The 16348-nt window shown below is 56.3% G+C and carries 15 protein-coding genes; 1 reads left to right on the top strand and 14 read right to left on the bottom strand.

The genetic code is table 11. The annotated features are described in order from the left end of the window. Positions 1-149: 149 nt before the first annotated feature. The 10 genes from BJF97_RS00380 to BJF97_RS00335 all read right to left on the bottom strand — a co-directional run bounded on the left by BJF97_RS00380 (position 150) and on the right by BJF97_RS00335 (position 10333). Positions 150-1874, bottom strand: a complete 1725-nt coding sequence (locus BJF97_RS00380) for a PglL family O-oligosaccharyltransferase (RefSeq protein ID WP_223240660.1) — start codon at positions 1872-1874, stop codon at positions 150-152. A gap of 1 nt (position 1875) precedes the next feature. Continuing rightward, a complete protein-coding gene (locus tag BJF97_RS00375) occupies positions 1876-2571 on the bottom strand; it encodes a fimbrial biogenesis chaperone (protein WP_032693295.1) in 696 nt (231 codons plus the stop codon). 7 nt (positions 2572-2578) lie between these two features. Then, a complete protein-coding gene (locus tag BJF97_RS00370) occupies positions 2579-3094 on the bottom strand; it encodes a fimbrial protein (RefSeq protein ID WP_032693296.1) in 516 nt (171 codons plus the stop codon). Next, positions 3094-3636 carry a fimbrial protein gene (locus tag BJF97_RS00365; RefSeq protein WP_032693297.1) on the bottom strand — a complete coding sequence of 181 codons (543 nt, stop codon included), beginning with the start codon at positions 3634-3636 and terminating at the stop codon, positions 3094-3096. The genes BJF97_RS00370 and BJF97_RS00365 overlap by 1 nt, the downstream gene beginning before the upstream one ends. Before the next feature lie 9 nt (positions 3637-3645). After that, positions 3646-4683: a fimbrial protein gene (locus tag BJF97_RS34630; RefSeq protein ID WP_177341176.1), complete on the bottom strand. Its 1038-nt coding sequence runs from the start codon at positions 4681-4683 to the stop codon at positions 3646-3648. Further along, positions 4683-7313, bottom strand: a complete 2631-nt coding sequence (locus BJF97_RS00355; RefSeq protein ID WP_077253344.1) for a fimbrial biogenesis usher protein — start codon at positions 7311-7313, stop codon at positions 4683-4685. The genes BJF97_RS34630 and BJF97_RS00355 overlap by 1 nt, the downstream gene beginning before the upstream one ends. Positions 7314-7332: 19 nt before the next feature. After that, a complete protein-coding gene (locus BJF97_RS00350) occupies positions 7333-8070 on the bottom strand; it encodes a fimbria/pilus periplasmic chaperone (protein WP_014227396.1) in 738 nt (245 codons plus the stop codon). A 46-nt stretch (positions 8071-8116) separates the two neighbouring features. Further along, positions 8117-8674, bottom strand: a complete 558-nt coding sequence (locus tag BJF97_RS00345) for a fimbrial protein (RefSeq protein ID WP_014227395.1) — start codon at positions 8672-8674, stop codon at positions 8117-8119. Positions 8675-8745: 71 nt separating this feature from the next. Then, on the bottom strand, positions 8746-9312 hold the full coding sequence (locus BJF97_RS00340; protein WP_014837020.1) for a fimbrial protein: 567 nt from the start codon (positions 9310-9312) through the stop codon (positions 8746-8748). Between the two features lie 325 nt (positions 9313-9637). Continuing rightward, a complete protein-coding gene (locus BJF97_RS00335) occupies positions 9638-10333 on the bottom strand; it encodes a winged helix-turn-helix transcriptional regulator (protein ID WP_014837019.1) in 696 nt (231 codons plus the stop codon). 293 nt (positions 10334-10626) lie between these two features. Between BJF97_RS00335 and BJF97_RS00330 the strand changes: the two genes are divergently transcribed. Next, on the top strand, positions 10627-10821 hold the full coding sequence (locus BJF97_RS00330; RefSeq protein WP_032693299.1) for a hypothetical protein: 195 nt from the start codon (positions 10627-10629) through the stop codon (positions 10819-10821). A gap of 111 nt (positions 10822-10932) precedes the next feature. On the opposite strand, the gene BJF97_RS00325 is transcribed toward BJF97_RS00330, so the two are convergent. From BJF97_RS00325 to BJF97_RS00310, 4 genes are all read right to left on the bottom strand, one after another. Next, positions 10933-11523 (bottom strand): maltose acetyltransferase domain-containing protein, encoded by a 591-nt coding sequence (locus tag BJF97_RS00325; protein WP_032693301.1) that lies wholly within the window; start codon positions 11521-11523, stop codon positions 10933-10935. A gap of 54 nt (positions 11524-11577) precedes the next feature. Continuing rightward, positions 11578-12843: an MFS transporter gene (locus BJF97_RS00320; RefSeq protein ID WP_014227390.1), complete on the bottom strand. Its 1266-nt coding sequence runs from the start codon at positions 12841-12843 to the stop codon at positions 11578-11580. Between the two features lie 41 nt (positions 12844-12884). Next, complete coding sequence (locus tag BJF97_RS00315) at positions 12885-15008, bottom strand: alpha-galactosidase (RefSeq protein WP_032693303.1); 2124 nt, start codon at positions 15006-15008, stop codon at positions 12885-12887. A gap of 114 nt (positions 15009-15122) precedes the next feature. After that, positions 15123-16118 (bottom strand): substrate-binding domain-containing protein, encoded by a 996-nt coding sequence (locus BJF97_RS00310; protein WP_014227388.1) that lies wholly within the window; start codon positions 16116-16118, stop codon positions 15123-15125. Positions 16119-16348 lie beyond the last annotated feature (230 nt).

Below are 16348 nucleotides of genomic sequence, written 5' to 3'. Positions count from 1 at the left end.
GCATTTTTGAAATCAATTTCAAACCACAGGAGATAATTACACTGCTAATTATATTCGATCAATGCTTTTTCAGCCCCGACCGGCAATATACGTAAAAAGGCTCAGCTGCCTCTGCGACGCTGAGCCCGCGGTCATAACCGGCATCGGCACTACGATGAAAAACGCCGGTCCTCAGGATAGAGCCGCCGGGCCTCCTCGCGCAAAGCCCGGGCATTTTTCTGTTGCCCAAGATACCGCTCGACGTTAATAAGATTGTTGTACATATCGGCGTCGTTCCACACCGCAATCCAGCGCCTGCCGAGCTGGTTGAAAGCCTCCAGGTCCTCGACGTTAGCGCTCGACTGATAGCGGATGATATAGCTGAGCGCCCGATCTTTACGCAGCCTTTCGCTGCCGATGCCGATGTCATGCAGCCGCAGTACGCGGCTGGCAAAACGCTGCGGCGACTGCTGAAAAGCGGTCAGATAGTGCCCCTGCCAGAAGGCGCAGCCGGTGAGCAGCGCGCCGTAGCAGGCCAGGATCATCAGCGCGCAGGGCACCGGCCGCGTGGAGGGAGCGGTGAATGCGGACAGCGGCGCCTGTTCGCCGGTCGGACAGCGATCGGCCAGGTTGACCAGGATAAGAACGAGCAACCAGTGTACCGGCGATTGATACAGCGGATACTCCAGCTGCGTGTGCAGCAAAATGGGCATCAGGCAGGCCAGCAGCGCCAGCTGCCGTACGCCGGGGCGGCGCAGCAGTAGCCTGAATCCGCTAACCCCCAGCACCAGCAGCCCGAGCAGGGCGACCGCTCCGCCCTCGACCCACCAGAACAGCAGGTCATTATGCGGATAGGTTAACCCCGGGACCCGGCGGGACAACGGCGGGACGCTATCGGCCACGAAATGGGCAAAGGACCAGGCGTATCCCCCGTAGCCCCAGCCGACGATCGGATGCTGCAGTATCATTTTCCAGGTCTGCTGCAGAATAAAAACCCGCTCAAGATTCGAGCCGTCATGTTCATGCAGGGCGTTGAGTAACGAGACCGATAGCAGGGCAAGCCCCAGCAGCACGCCGGCCACCGGCGCCAGTACGACACGCCAGCGTGCCCCGCGCGCGGCGGAGCGGCGTAACGGCGAGAAGCAAAAAATGGTCACCATCATCAGCCAGCAGACCACGCCGCCCAGCCATCCGGTGCGGGATTTCAGCAGGGTCAGCGTGGCGTAGAGCAGCCCGAGCCCGAGCGCGCTTCCCCACTGACGATATCTCTCCCTCGCGACGCTGCGGCAGACAAAGCGGGCGTCGGCCGCCAGCCACAGCAGCACCGCGGCGCCGGTGGCAATAAAGGAGCCGGTGACGTTGCGTTGCAGAAAAACGCCGATCGCGAACTGACCGGCCTGGCGCTGCGCCGCCTGCGCCGGCAGCGGCAGCCACGCCGGATGACCGATACCCACCAGCGCATAGACCGCCTGAATCAGGGTGGCGGCGACGATCAGCCATAGTACGGTCTGCTGCTGACGCGGCGTGAGCCGACAATTCAGCAGCAGATAATAAAACGCCACGCCCGCCCACAGGCCCGCCAGGCGCGGGAAGGCGTCCAGCCGCCAGTCGGCGGAGGGGCTCCAGAGCAGGGGCAGCGTCAGCAGTAACGCCGCCAGCGCCATGCCGCGCAGGAACGGGCTGCTGCGCAGTCTCTGATGCCGCAAAAACCAGGCGCAGCCGACCATCGCGACCAGCAGCACGCACCAGACCAGCAGCGGTTCCGGTAAATCGGCGCCGCTGCCGCCGGTGCTGGGCAGGACAATATGCATAACGCCAAGCAGGATCAGCGCCAGCATCATAAGGAGCCAGCGGGAGGCCGCCGTTACCGGCGCCTCCCCGAGTTTTGTTTGCATCTTATTGCCCCTTCCTGGCCTGCGCATCGGGCGAAATATGCATGGCTGGCATGGCCCGACCATAGTCGTTAAGGGTCTGCCACTGCAGCGCGCAGCCGCCCTGCGCCGGACACCACGCCACCGAGCGGCTGGAAAGCGGCGCGACCATCCCGGCCCCGGCGATACTCTGGCCGTTGGCCTGCATATTCAGCAGCGTGACGTAAAACGGCGTCGGGTTCTGCACCGTTACCGTTTTACCCTCGCGCCGCCAGGTCAGCTGGCGATAAGCCTGCTGTGAATCCCCTTGTACGCCTTTCGGGCGATAGAACAGCTTCATGCGGCTGCGCACCGCAATCTGCAGGGTATTCTGCTGCTGACTGTCGGCCTGAGGGATATTGGCCACCGTGACCCAAAACAGACTTTCGCGGTCCGCCGGCAGCTGGCCGCTGGTGTACATCACGCGAATTTCATTTTCTTTATGGCCGTTTAGCGCAAAGACCGGGGGCGTCGCCACAAAAGGCACCGCCGCGTGCGGGTCGCCATCGGCAACGATTTTGCTCAGAATCAAGTAGCGCGAGGGCGATTGATTGATCACCCGGAACGATATCGACGGCTTACCCTCATTATAAATAAAGCGGGTCCCCCCGATCACCACGCCCGCCTGCGCCTGAAGGGATAAGGCGCTGAGCGCCAGCAGTACAGCGATTTTTCTCAACATGGACAGGCTACTGATAGGTCAGGCTAAAGGTGGTCGTGGCGTCAACGCTGCCGGCGGTAACCGGGCTGCTCGTCGCTACCATCTCACCGTAAAAGGTGAGGTTCTGGCTGGTTTGCTGCGGGTCGAGCGTATACTGGCGGCTGGCGCTGTTCAGCGGCACCAGCGTACGCTGGCTGTCTAAGATCGCCACCCCGACGCCCGCGGCGCTGCCCGCCTGGCTGGTTAACGCCAGCAGGGCGCTGTTGGTCGTATCCGCCTCGCCGGTAAAGGTTAATGAGACCGCCGACGCCGCGCTGCCGCAGTTTTCCAGCCCGATGGTGAACGCCACCGGCTGGGAGGCGCTGCCGGCTGCGGTAAACTGTTTCGCCGCAATGTCGCCCAGGGTCACCTGCTGATTCGCGGTATCGGTGGTCACGGTACAGGTGTTTCCCTGGATCGTGCCGGTAATGTTTACGGTGCCGTCGTGGGCCAGCGCTGAGCAGGACAAGCCGGATAGCGATAACAGCAGGATCGTCTTTTTCATTATTGATAGCTCACATCAAAATAGAGTACCGAAGAGGCGTTGCCGGGCGTGACCGGCACCGCGGTAGCTTTATAGCGCAGGCGAAACGTCAGGTCGTTATTTCCCTGGGTAATCGGGTATGCGTTATCGGTACTGTTGATCGCAATGGTGTTCATACTGCTGTCCAGCAGCTCAATCGCCACGCCGCTGGCCATTCCGCCGCCGCCGGAGGTATCGGAGAGGGCTAACAGCGATGGGTCGCTGCCGTCCGACGTGCCGCTGAACGCCACCGTCGACTGGCTGATCGCCGAGGTGCAGTTATTTAATTTGATATCAAACTGCTTCCACTCCGAGGTATCGCCGACGTTTTTAAATATCCCGGCGCTGAAATCGCCGATATGGATAGTCTGGTTCTGGCTGGCGGTGTCGATATCGCAGCTTTCCGCGACGATTGTACCGGTCATATCCAGCTCGACCTGGCCGCTATCAATATCATCGGCGATAGCGCTATGCATACCCGCGAGCGCCAGCAGCAGGGGAACGAGTTTTTTTGCCGCTTTCATCTTTTTTCCTCAGGCGAAGTCAACGCGAATATAGGCCGTCGCCGAAAAGGTCCCCTCTGCCGGGGCATTTCCGGTGGTACTAATCGGCGCGGCGTGGAAGGTCACCGTCGCCTGCAGGTTGTCGTCCAGCTGGAACGGGATCAGGCCGCTGTTCGGCTCAATCACCTTGCCGCTGTCATCGGTGATCTGCACGCCGACATCGTCGTTGCTGGTCTTAATCGCCGCCGGTTCATCCGCCGAAGCATCCGCCTGGAAGCGCAGGGTTAAGCTGGCATTAGCATCCATCCCGTTACATTTAATCGGCACGGTGATGGTTTTCGGCGTATAGCCGGCGGGCATCTGGCCTTTATTTTTAAATTCGCCCGACATAAATGAGCCAAAATCAACGGTCACGATTTGCCCGGCGTTAACGGAGCAGGTTTGGGGGACAATGACCTGGCCAGAGATATATACTGATGACATTGGTTCTGGTGAATAACTTCCCTTAACTGTAGAAATATAGGTATTTACAACATTAACCGTAGGTATAGTTACAGTCCCAACAAAAGGTTTAGAGATATAAAGAGATAATTTTCCTTGACTACCAGTTCCCACAGAGTGTTGAGTACCGTAAGTGCTGCAATCACAAGCTGCTCCTGATGTGATATCTATCCATGGGGTTGCTACATACGTATTTGTTGTACCCGCAAGCCAAACAGATGTCGCTACCTCAAGGTAATCATTTATTTTATAAAATTGATAACTACCATCATTATGTCCTAAAGGTAAATCTGTAGATGCTGAATAATAAAAAAGCGGATTTGCGATAGATGGATCGGCATCACAAGAATCGTTAAACGTTGTACCTAGGTTCCAAGTATATGCATCAAGGAATGTTTTACCTGCCACATTTTGAGATGCATCAGTAATACTCATCGAGCCAAAATTGTACGTAAATGTCTGGGTACCATTTACAGCAGTACACCATCCCGTATAACCCCACGCCACCGATGACCATCCGGCGAGTGTAATACCCAGAATTAAAAACAACCGCGAAAATAACTTCATTACTGGCACCTTTCACTTAATTTATTCACCGGCTGCTGCTTCGCGCTTTCCGGAAGTTGATATTTCACCATGCAGTGCTGTCCGGCGCTCTCGCCCCACTGCACTTCCAGCATGCCGTTCAGCGGCAGCCCGGCGAGGTAGGCCTGGCCGTCGTCGCCGACGATGGTGCTGTTACCCGCTTTCTGGCTGACCGTGGCGCCAAACGGCACCGGCTTACCGTTATGCATCAGGGTCATCAGCGCGCGCACTCCGACGTGGGCGTTAAATTCGGCGCGCACCAGCGCCCCCTGGGTCGGCACCACGTTGGTGACCGCGTCTTCAATATCGACGTTCTGCCCCATGGAGTTGGTATTCAGCGCTACGCGGTTCTGGCGATAGGTGGTGGCGTACGGGATCACCGCGTAGCCGCGCCAGTCGGTTTTCACCCCGGTGGCGTTTTCCAGCTCGACGCCGGCCGCCCCCGGCGCTTTCACCAGAATGTTGGTGTCGCCGAGCGGCTGGCTAAGGGTGACGCCGTTGCGGTGGACCACCACGCCGCCGCTCACCCCGTAGTTCACCTGATGGTAGCCGTCGCTGTAGTTGTAGCCGGCCTGCAGGTTACCGTAGGTGCCCCGATAGCTCATGTTAGCGTTGCCGCTGTTGCTGGTGCCGTGGTTGCCGTCGCTCTCCTGCACGTTATAGCTCAGGTTGTTATCCGCCAGCAGCGTCCCGTTGATGCCGGTGGTCCCGGTGGTCTTACCGTGCTGGTCGGTGGTGGTGCCGAAGCTCATATTGGTGGTATTGGCCGAACGGTAGATATCCGCGCTATGGTTGCTGGAGAGCCACTGGCCAATCGGCAGCGAAATATTAAAGGCGTAGATCTGATCCGCCTCCTCTTCCCCCGGCGACTTGTCATAGTTCCACGTCAGGCTATAGGAGATGCCGTTCCAGCTGCCGTTATAGCCCACCTGCAACATGCGATCTTTCTCATCGGTGTGCCAGTAGGTCTGCTCGGAGCCGGTGACAAAAATCGAGCCGATTTTGCCGACCTGCTGCGAGATATTGAGCTGCGCTTTGCCTTTTTTGGTGTAGTAGAGATCGTAGTAATCGGTCCACACCGGCTTATCCTGCTTGCCGTCGTGATCCTCATCCTTCCACTCATTGTCGCCGGTATAGCCGCTCATGTTTTTATACGTCGTCTCGTCGAGGGTGTAGAACCCCTCCGTCGAGTAGCGGTAGCCCAGCAGCTGGAAGTTAGTGCCGAGATCGTTCAGCGCCTTAGCGTACAGGAAGCGTACCGACTGGCCGTCGTGCTGGCTGCCGTCGGCGAGGGTGCTGTTGGCCTGGGTGATATCGGCGGAGATCGCGCCGAAATCCCCCATGTTCAGCCCGGCGCCCAGCGCGAAGGCGTGGTAGTCGTTGCTGACCTGCGAACCGCCGTAAAGGGTGAAACCATGCGGCAAACCATAGATCGCCGTTCCCTGGGCGAAATTGACCTCATCCTGATCATCGTTGGTGCTGCGGTATTTACCGGCGGTCAGGGCGTATTTCAGTCGTCCTTCGCGCTGCAGCAGCGGCACCGCGGAGTACGGCACGGTAAAGGTATTTTCGCTACCGTCGCTCTCTTTTACCGTCACCTGCAGGTCGCCGCTCGACGAGGTCGGGTAGAGATCGTTAATGGCGAAGGCGCCCGGCGAGACGTAGGTCTGGTAGATAACGTAGCCGTTCTGCTTGATGGTGACCCTGGCGTTGCTCTTCGCGATACCGCGGACCGTCGGCGCAAAGCCTTTCAGGCTGTCCGGCAGCATGTTGTCATCGGAGGCAATCTGGACGCCGCGAAAGCCGAGGCTGTCGAAAACGTCCGACGGGGTGTAGCTTTCCCCCAGCGTAAGCTCCGCCTTCAGCGGCGCGATCGTGCGCTCGACGTAGGTGCTGATATGCTCCCACTTGTTCTGCGTGTCGCCCTCGCCGCTGGTGTAGTTCCAGGTGGAGTAGTCGCGCAGGCGCCAGGCGCCGAGGTTCAGGCCGCTTTGCAGGTTGAGATAGTAGCTGTCTTCTTTGCTATCACCGCCGCTGTTGCCGCCGGTGAAGTCATAGTTCAGCAGCAGCGCGTTGATCCCCTGATCCCACTCTTCCGGGGGGATATAACCGCGCGCGCTCTGCTTTAGCGCCGCCTGCGGCACGCTGATGTTCAGCTGCTGATGCTCAAAGTCGAATTCGGTGGTAGCTTCCGGTATGGCGGCAAAGGGCACGCACTGCTCCGGCGCCAGCTTCGCCAGGTCCGGGAAGGCTTTGGTATTGACCCCCATCTGTTCCAGGCGCCCGGTGGTAAAGCACGGCGCCAGCCCGGTATCATCCTGGCCGCCTTTTGTCGCTTTAAAGTTCACGTCTTCCGTGGAGACCAGCTGCTTATTCAGATAAATATCAACGTGATATTTACCGGGGGCCTGGCTATCGCCCTTTTCGAAATGCGAAAGATCGGCCACCGCGTTAGGATCGTCCGATAAAAACGCAGGGTTAAAATAGTTATCCGCCAGCGCGGATAACGGTATTGCCGATAAGGTTGCCGGCAAAATAATACGGTATACCCGACGCCGGGCAAATAGAACCTGCATCACCGCGAGGGTGATATATTTTATTTTTAACGTCATTATTTTGCCGACCTGTTTATTATTCTATTATGGCTTTCTGTTCGGGCGAGTTTGCCCCGTAATCATTAATGGTCTGGAAGGTGATATTTCCCTGCGCGTTCGCCGGCAGTTTTAAATCCGCCTGCGACATCGGCGCCACCATTGTCGTCGGTAACGTTGCGGTACCGGCGTGAATCTGTACCAGCGTCATATAATAGGGCGTGGGATTTTTCACCGTCAGGGTATTACCGCTTTCGTGGAAGCGCAGCTTCGCCGGCGCATCAATCGAGGCCATTGGCAGATTTTTCGGGCGAACAAAAAGTTTAATCCGGCTCAGCACCGCGATCTGCAGGGTATTTTTCCCTTTGGTGTCTTTTGCCGCCGAGGGAATCGCTTTGACGTTAACCCAGTAGAGGCTTTCGCGATCCGTAGGCAGATTATTCGGCCCGACGTACATAATGCGCAGCGTATTTTCTTTCTGCGGCTTCATCACAAACAGCGGCGGGGTGATGACAAAATCGCTGCTTTTGCTTTCGCTGGCGTTTTCCACCCATGACTGAATTAAAAAGGTGGCCTTCGGGTCGGTATTATTCACCGCCAGTGAGACCTGATTATTGCCCTGCGGATAGATGACGCGGGTGGAACCTAGTGATACCCCGCCGTTCGCCGCGGCGTGCGCCTGCGCTTCGGTTTGCGCCTGCGCCGCGGGCACGGCCAGACCGGCACCGGCTAAGGCCAGCGCCACCAGAGACAGGCGGGAAAAAGAAATAACGGACATAAAGTGCCTTTCACAATAAAGATTTGCCGCGGACGGCATCAGGAAATTACAAATAGGTTAACGTGAACCAGGTTTGTGCGTTTGCATCCCCTGCCACGACGGTTCTCGAGGTCGCGCGATATTTGGCGACAAAATTGAGTACGGTCGTATTGTCCTGAATAGCGGTAAAATTCATCGGCTGCGTGTTCGGGATAATTTGATTTCCCTGATTATCAAAAATGCCTAACCCGACGCCCTGCGCGCTCTGCGCACCGTCGGTCACCGCCAGTACCCCCGGATCTTTGCCATCCGTCAGGCCGCGAAAGGCCACGCTGACTTGCTGGCTTACCGTGGTATCGCAATCCTTCAGCGTAATGGTAAACGCCTGCGGATCTGTCCAGCTTCCCAGCCCATGAAATTCATTGGAGCGCACCTGCCCCATCTCAACGGTTAAATCCTCGCTACCGGCATCCACCGCGCAGGCGGCATTGACCACGGCGCCCTGAAACTCAACGTCGCCGCCCTTTACCGTTACCACGTGGTGGTTGCCCGCCTGTGCCAGAGCGGGAAACAAAAACGCCCCCGCGAGGGAAAACGCCTTCAGCCGTTGTGTAGTGAAATTCATATCTACTCCTTTCAATGACACAGCCGCCGTCCCTGGCACAGGATCCCTAAATGAAAATGACTGACGCGACCTTACTGGTAAGTCACGTTAAACGTGGCAGTGGTGTCCACGCTACCGGCAGTCGCGGTATCCGCAGTCTGGTAGTAGTCAGCGGAGAAGTTCAGGGTGTTGTCGCCGTCGATCAGCGTAACAGCCTGAGACGCGGTGCCCAGATCCAGCGCAGAGCCGTCTTTGTCATAAATCTGGATGCCCACGCCCGCCGCGCTACCCGCGCCAGAGGTGTTGTCCAGCACGCCAGCTTCACCCGCCGCCGCGTTGCCGTCGAAGGTCACAGATGCCTGAGAAGCGACGGTGGTATCACAGTCAGCCAGCTTGATGCTGAACGGGGTTTTCTGGTTAGCAACGGAGTCTTTACCGGTGAGGGCAGCCAGACGAACCTGACCCATGTTCACAATCTGGTTGCTGGTATCTGCGGTTACCGCACAGGCCGCATCGACAACAGAGCCTTTAAACTCAACGGTGCCGCCCTGAACGGTGGTAGAAGAACCGCTGGTTGGTAAAGCAGCCATTGCAGAAGAGATACCGCCAGCCATAACCATTGCCAGAACGACGCTTTTTACCATAAATGCTTTTTTCATTTTTAATCCATACACATTAAATTAATTTTGTATTCCCTCATTCATTACCGCTTATTTTTTTATGGCCGAAGTCATTCCCAGGGAACGTTCCCTGCGGCGATAAAAAAGACGGTTTAAATATAAGAAGACACTCCGTGTTGTCCTGGGAATAATTCTTACAGAGAATTTTATTAATCTAAATCAATTTTTTCGTCCAAAACTGGACATTCGAAAATGATGCAAGTCAATAATGATAATTACGTATAAAAATCATGATGTTAATAATTCAAAGAGCTGGTGCGTCTAAAAAACAGGCGTTGTTGTTAATATATTGTTATGGACTTATTTAAAAATCGATAGGAATTCGTTTATTAATTCCCTTCAGCACGCCTCGATGGACGCTGATGTACTCCCCCTTGCGCAGTTCAGACAGGACGTACAGTATTCCGCTGCGGGAAAGATTGGTGCGCCGCTGGATAAAATTGAGCACGTTGATTTGCTCGCGATATTCCTCAGGATAGGAGCCGAGTTCCAGAATCAACGTCCGGATCATGATGAATGATTCCACGCCAATAAACTCCTTCTCGCGGATGGCCATGACCAATAACCGATGGGCCAGAATCCGGGCGATATCATGCCAGAGATTTTGCTCGTCCATAATCTCTACAAACTTAGCAAGCGGAACCAATTGACCAGAGCAAGATGTTTCCGCAGAGAAAAAATGCTTCGGCCTGGCCTCTACGTCGTAAAAGGTACTATATCCATCAATCAGCCCCAGTACCGAGGGGGAAAATAGCGTGGTTATCGCCATATTATTTTCACTATGGCAAACCACGCCGGTCCCCTCGAGCAGGAGGAATATATTCGCGTTATTTTCAGTATCGCAAAATTCAAATCGCTCGTCCGGCTGCAGCTCAAGCGGTGTGCTCACGGGCAGCAGCGCCTGCAAAATACGCTGAATCGCTAACGCGGGCTTGGTATTACGGCCAAACGAAAAGGAACGTAAGGAGCCACGATCAAAATCATCATCGATAATAAACATTATTTATTCTCATATTTAGCCTACGACATTACTTAATTAAAATACTAGCACCAAAAATCGAGGAAATAAAAAAAATTAAAATATCATTATAACTCAACAGGTTAATTTCATTTTGCGTTTTTTACACTAGTCATATCCTACTGATATATCAGCATAAAAACTCTCATTTTCTGCATGGATAAAATACCCTACCCAAGGGAAAAACCATTACTTTTTCTACTCATGAACTATAAATTTATTCACATAAAAACCACATAAAAACGCTATAAAAAATCACATTATCATAAAAAATAATGGCTAAAATGATAATTAAAAAGGCGCTGAAAAAGCATATTAACGCTTGTCCTCCTCAGCTGAAAAAGGCTGAGGAAATGAATAAAAAAAACGAGAAAATAACGATGGCAAACGTTTGTCTGATTATGATGGAAGGGGCTAAGTTTCACGAAAAATTAGCATTCAGCGTAACGCGAGAAATGCCTGGGCAATGAATAGTCAGGCAAAAGCATCATGATGTCCCGGCGGAAATGCGTCCCCGCAGGCAGATTGCGCGATGTCTACCCGGGAGGGGGCATGAAGCGCCCGCCCGGCACCGCGACAATTTACGCTGTAAACAGCTGAAACTTCTTTTTATCGCTGTCGGCGATCGCTCTTAATACCCGGCAGGGGACCCCAGCGGCGACCACGTTCGCCGGTATGGAACGGTTCACCACGCTGCCGGCGCCAATGACCGAGTTTTTTCCGATGGTGACGCCTGGGTTGATAATCACCCCGGTTCCTAACCATACGCCGTCTTCAATTATCACCGGCTGAGAGAACTGCTGCTGGGTATGGCGCAGATCCGGATGAATCGGATGGCCGGCGGTGGAAATGGTCACGTTGGGCGCAAACATCACGTTATTGCCGATGATAATGTCGGCATCATCGACCAGCGTCAGGTTGAAGTTCGCGTAAAAATTATCGCCAATGGTGGTGTGGGTACCGTAGGCCACATGAATCGGAGGCTCTATCCAGCACTGCTCGCCCACGGCAGCGAACATCCGCTGAATAATGTCGTTTCTTAATTCCTGATTAAAGGGGTGCGAGTGGTTGTATTCGTAAGCTCGCGCCTTGCCCATCAGCCGCTGCTGCGGTAATTCATATCCTGAATCAAGATAAAGCTCGCCGCTGTTCATTCTTTCCTTCATATCCATGGTCAATATTTCCTCATTTATCAATCATATCCTTGTGAATTATCGGACTGTTTTCTAAACCGTCATCGCGCTATCGCTCATCTTTTCCGACGTTGCCTTACCCGATAAGGTAAAGGCGGAGATTAGCGTGACGCTCAGCGCAATGCCGCCAAGGATCATATAGGTATCCTGGAAACCGATACGGTCATACATATTCCCGGCAAATGCGGAGAGGAAGATCGCCGCCACCTGTTTGGAAAACTGGAAGCCAACCAGGTAAATCGTCGCCGACAGGCGAACGTCAAACACGCCGGTAATATATTTAAACGCGCCTACCAGCAGGAACGGGACTTCCAGCGCATGGAGCATTTTCAGCGCCACCACTTCAGCGGCCGTCGTGGCGAACGATGACCCGATCATCCGTGCCGCCATCACCATGCCGGCAATCAGCAGGGTATTCTTCGCGCCGATGCGGTTAATAATCCACGGCGAGCTGAACATAATAATCGCGTTGCATATTTCCCCGGCGGTGGTCGCAAAACCGAAGGCGCGGGTGCCCGATTCCGGGGTAGCAAAGAAGGATTTAAAGAAGGTGGCGAACTGCTGATCGAAAACGTCATAGACGCAGGCGACGCCGATGACGTACAGAATAAACATCCACATTTTGCGCTGGCGGAACATGCCCACGGCAGTTTTTAAATCCACCGCCGGGCGATTTGCACCTAAAGAATCCATCACCTGTGCGGTCTGGCTGGCCTGCGGTTTCGCAATGGCCACCAGCACGACCAGTACCAGCGCGGCGGCCGACCCCATCCAGAACACCCACTCGGGGTTAACGCTGAACAGCATCCCCGCCGTGGTGGCGCACAGCGCCCAGCCGAGGCAGCCAAAAGTCCGCGCTTTGCCGTACTCAAACCCGCTGTTGCGGCTCACGCGTTCAATATAGGCTTCCATTGCCCCGGCGCCGGCAGAGAACACAAAGCCGATGTAGGCCCCGCCGCTCAGCGCGCCGAGCCAGATATTGGTTTTCAGCAGCGGTGCAAAAACGTACAGGAAAAAGGGCGCGATCAGCACCAGCAGCACCGTCACGATCCACATCAGATGCTTTTTCAGCCCCAGCTTATCGGAGATCACGCCCAGTATCGGCTGAAAACAGATGGCAAACAGCGACAGGCTGGAGAAAACAATGCCGGTCTCGGTTTTATTCAGGCCGATGACGTCCGATAGCCAGATCGGCAGAAACGGAAAGCAAGTGGCCATGATGAAAAAATAGAGAAAGAAGAACAGCCCGAAAATCCAGAAATTGGGGTTGTTTTTATGGGTACAGACGGTCGGGTTCATGGTGTATTCCTCAAAAAGGGCCGACGCGCGGCCCGTCGTCATTACACGCGTTGCAGGCCAATCAAAATGGCGCTTTCCGGATCGAGGACTGGCAGCGCCAGCCCCGCCTGTTGCAACCACTCACCGCTGACGGTCTGCGGCGTCGTCATCCATTCCGGCAGCTTACGCATGGTATGGCCGCCCTCTCCCGTAATCTGAATATCGGGATGGTCGAGCAGCGTCACCTCATAACGGGCGCCCGCTTCCAGCCCCGCCACGCGCAGCGGCGCCATCAGGGTGTAGTCCGGCATCGCCAGCTGGCTGACGAGGAAAATCGCCCGATGCCGATCCTCGCTCACCACGCCGTGCGCGAGGGTAGTGGCGTCCGGCATATCGATACGCCACTGCGCGCCGTGATGAATGACATCGCGCCACTGCTTATGCAGCGCCGCGTATTTGCGATAGCCCGCGCGCTCCTGCTCATCGGCGGTCACCGGATCCAGCTCAAGCCCCATATGACCGAACAGCGCCGTCAGGCCGCGAAACGCAATGCTGTGCTGGCGGAAGGTGGCGTGGCAGCGGCGGTTGCCGATGTGCGCGCCCATTACTTCCGGCGGGAAGAAGTAGCTCATGCCGCGCTGGATGGTGTTGCGCTCAAGAGCATCGTTATTGTCGGAAGCCCAGAAGCGATGGCTGCGCTTCAGCACTTCATAATCGATACGCCCGCCGCCGGAGGAGCAGGATTCAAATTCAATATGCGGGAAGCGGGCCACCAGCGTATCCAGCAGGCGATAGAACTGGCGAGTTTGCGCATCGGCGGCGGCTTTGCCGTTATGGGCAGGCTGCACCAGCTCGCGATTCATATCCCACTTCACATAGTCCACCGCGTGGTCGCCCAGCAGCCAGCTCATCCGTTCCAGCAGATAATCAAAGGCTTCGGGGATATTCAGGTTCAGGACAAACTGATGACGCCCGGGGATCGGCGTATAGCCCGGCAGCGCCAGCAGCCAGTCGGGATGGGCGCGGTAGAGATCGGAGTTCGGGTTGATCATCTCTGGCTCAACCCAAATGCCGAACTCCATCCCCAGCGACTTCACGTGGTCGATAACCGGCGTCAGACCGTCAGGATATTTTTCCTCATCAAGATACCAGTCGCCGAGCGCCGCCCAGTCGTCGTTGCGCCCTTTAAACCAGCCGTCATCAATGATAAAGCGCTCCACGCCCAGCTCCGCCGCCTCATCCGCCATGCGCATGATGTACTGCGGGTCGTGGTCGAAATAGATCCCTTCCCAGGTATTGAGATGCACCGGACGCGGTTTGTTGTCCGGGAAGCGAATAATCTGTTCGCGCAGATAGCGGTGGAACTGCTGGCTCATGCCGTTCAGCCCCTGCGCCGAATAGCTGGCGTAGAGGTTCGGCGTCCACAGCGTTTCCCCTTCCGCCAGCGCCATTTCTCCCGCCAGATAGAGCGCTTCCGCCTGCAGGTAGCGGCGACCGTCGGTTTTCACTTCCGCCCGCAGGCGGTGGTTACCGCTCCAGCCCAGATGCACGCCCCACACTTCGCCCTGCATCTCGCTAAAAGCGCGGCTGCCGGTAATCAGCGCCGGAAAATGTTCGTGAGAAGTGCGCCCACGACGGTTTTCCAGCACAAAGCTGTCGTGTTCAAGGGTCAGACGATGGGGCTGGAATTCGCGGATCCAGCGGCCATGAAAGGCCATGACTTCGCGGGCGCGCTCGGCGACCGGCAGCGTGACCGCCAGGCGGTCCACCTGCCACGGCTGCGGGCGCAGGTTGGTTAAACCATGACGAACGCTGAGCACGCCGCTGCTATCAAGCTGAATTTCACTGCACAGCCGCAGGCCCGCCTGCGCGTCTTCGCTGAGAAGAGTTAAATTCTGCCCATCCTGCACCACCTCGGTCGTGGTAAACATCGGTGAGGCATCCAGCCCCTGGCGGTGGCCTTCAATGCCCGGCGCGCCAAACAGGCCGTGGCCCAGTTCGGCCATTAAGGTCACCGGGGAATCGACGTCGAGGCGGCCATTGGCCACCGGGCGGGCGATGCTGGCCGCATCCTGCGGCGTAAAGTGGCTTAAATGCGGCCCCCAGTAGATAATTTCGGCGAACGGACGGGTTTTGATCACCACATCAGCCGCTGCGCTTTGCAGACGTAAAATCGAATCAGACATGAGACATCTCCACAACAAGGAATGCCTTACTGTTGATCCGAAACGTTTCGGATGCCAACCAAAACGTTTCGGATCCGTGATCGAGTTCAGGAAATTAATCTGACGGGAGGGGAATCAGGCGGTTTCGCCAGGAATAAATTCAGGCTGCCAGAGCACCTGGAGAGAGGCCAGATCCTCGCCGGCGATTAAGCGGCGGACCATGGTGGCAATCTGGCGGCCCACGCCCTGCCGGGTGGACTGAACCACCGCGCCCACCGGGGTTTCGATGATGCTGTCCTGCGGCAAGCCGTCGTAAACCACCAGCGAGACGCGATCGGCGCCGGTGAGGCGTCCGAGCTGAGCCAGGGCCATCGCCGCGCCGTCGCCGTGGGTGTTGCAATCGGTGACAATCGCCGTTGGCGGTTCAGGCAAGCGCAGCAGTTCCATCGTTGCCTGAAACCCGCCGCGGCGGGTGGGCGGTACGCTGCGCAGCCAGGTTTCCGCCAGGCCCGCTTCGCGCAGCGCCTGCAGGTAACCGTTGCGGCGCTGGGTAATAAACGCCTGATTGTTATTTTCGCTCAGCAGCGCGATGCGCTGATGCCCCTGGCTAATCAGATGACGGGTGGCGCGGTACGTTCCCGCCTGGTTATCGAAATCAAACCAGGCGTAGGGCTGCGGCAGGCGGCTGCGCCCCAGGGCGAGAAAAGGAAAGCCGGAAGAGAGCAGCTGAATCAGGCGCGGGTCGTCGTCCAGAGTATGGGCCACGATCAGCGCATCGACGCGACGACTCTGCACCATACGCATATAGCCGTGCTTATCGGCCTGCTCATCGTCGGCAATCAGCAGTAAATCAATCTCATAGCGCGCCAGCTCGTGACTGATTTCTCCCACCATTTCGAGAAAGACGTTGTTATTCAACGGCGCGGGACGCACGGGGAAAACGAGGCCAACGGCGTCGATTTTGCCCATTTTCAGGCGGCGGGCGAAAGTATTTGGCCGATATCCACGGCGCTGGGCTTCGGCCTCCACACGGGCGCGCGTCTCCTGCGACACGTCATCATAGCCGTTTAGCGCACGGCTGACGGTCGTTACCGAGATCCCAAGTTCTTTAGCAATGGCTTTCAGCGACATAAGTATCCCTGTCTTCGCGGGAGAATGCGGCTAGTGTCCCGCAATACGGGCATGGCGTCCAGCAAGAGCGACGCCGCGCGGCAATACCTGAACACCGCGGCCCTCGGCGCCTGATGATACGTCACAACGAAATGAGAGGCAGCAAGACCGTTTATTCAATGTGGCGGTAAATTAAACGCCCCCTTCCCCATAAGAAAGAGACGAAGATGCGCTGTGATTCACCAAGCTGA

This window comes from Klebsiella sp. LTGPAF-6F (genome assembly GCF_001753185.1).
GTDB lineage: Bacteria > Pseudomonadota > Gammaproteobacteria > Enterobacterales > Enterobacteriaceae > Klebsiella > Klebsiella michiganensis.
The sequence above is the reverse complement of the archived record's forward strand: the minus strand, read 5'-3'. Positions and strand labels throughout refer to the sequence as shown.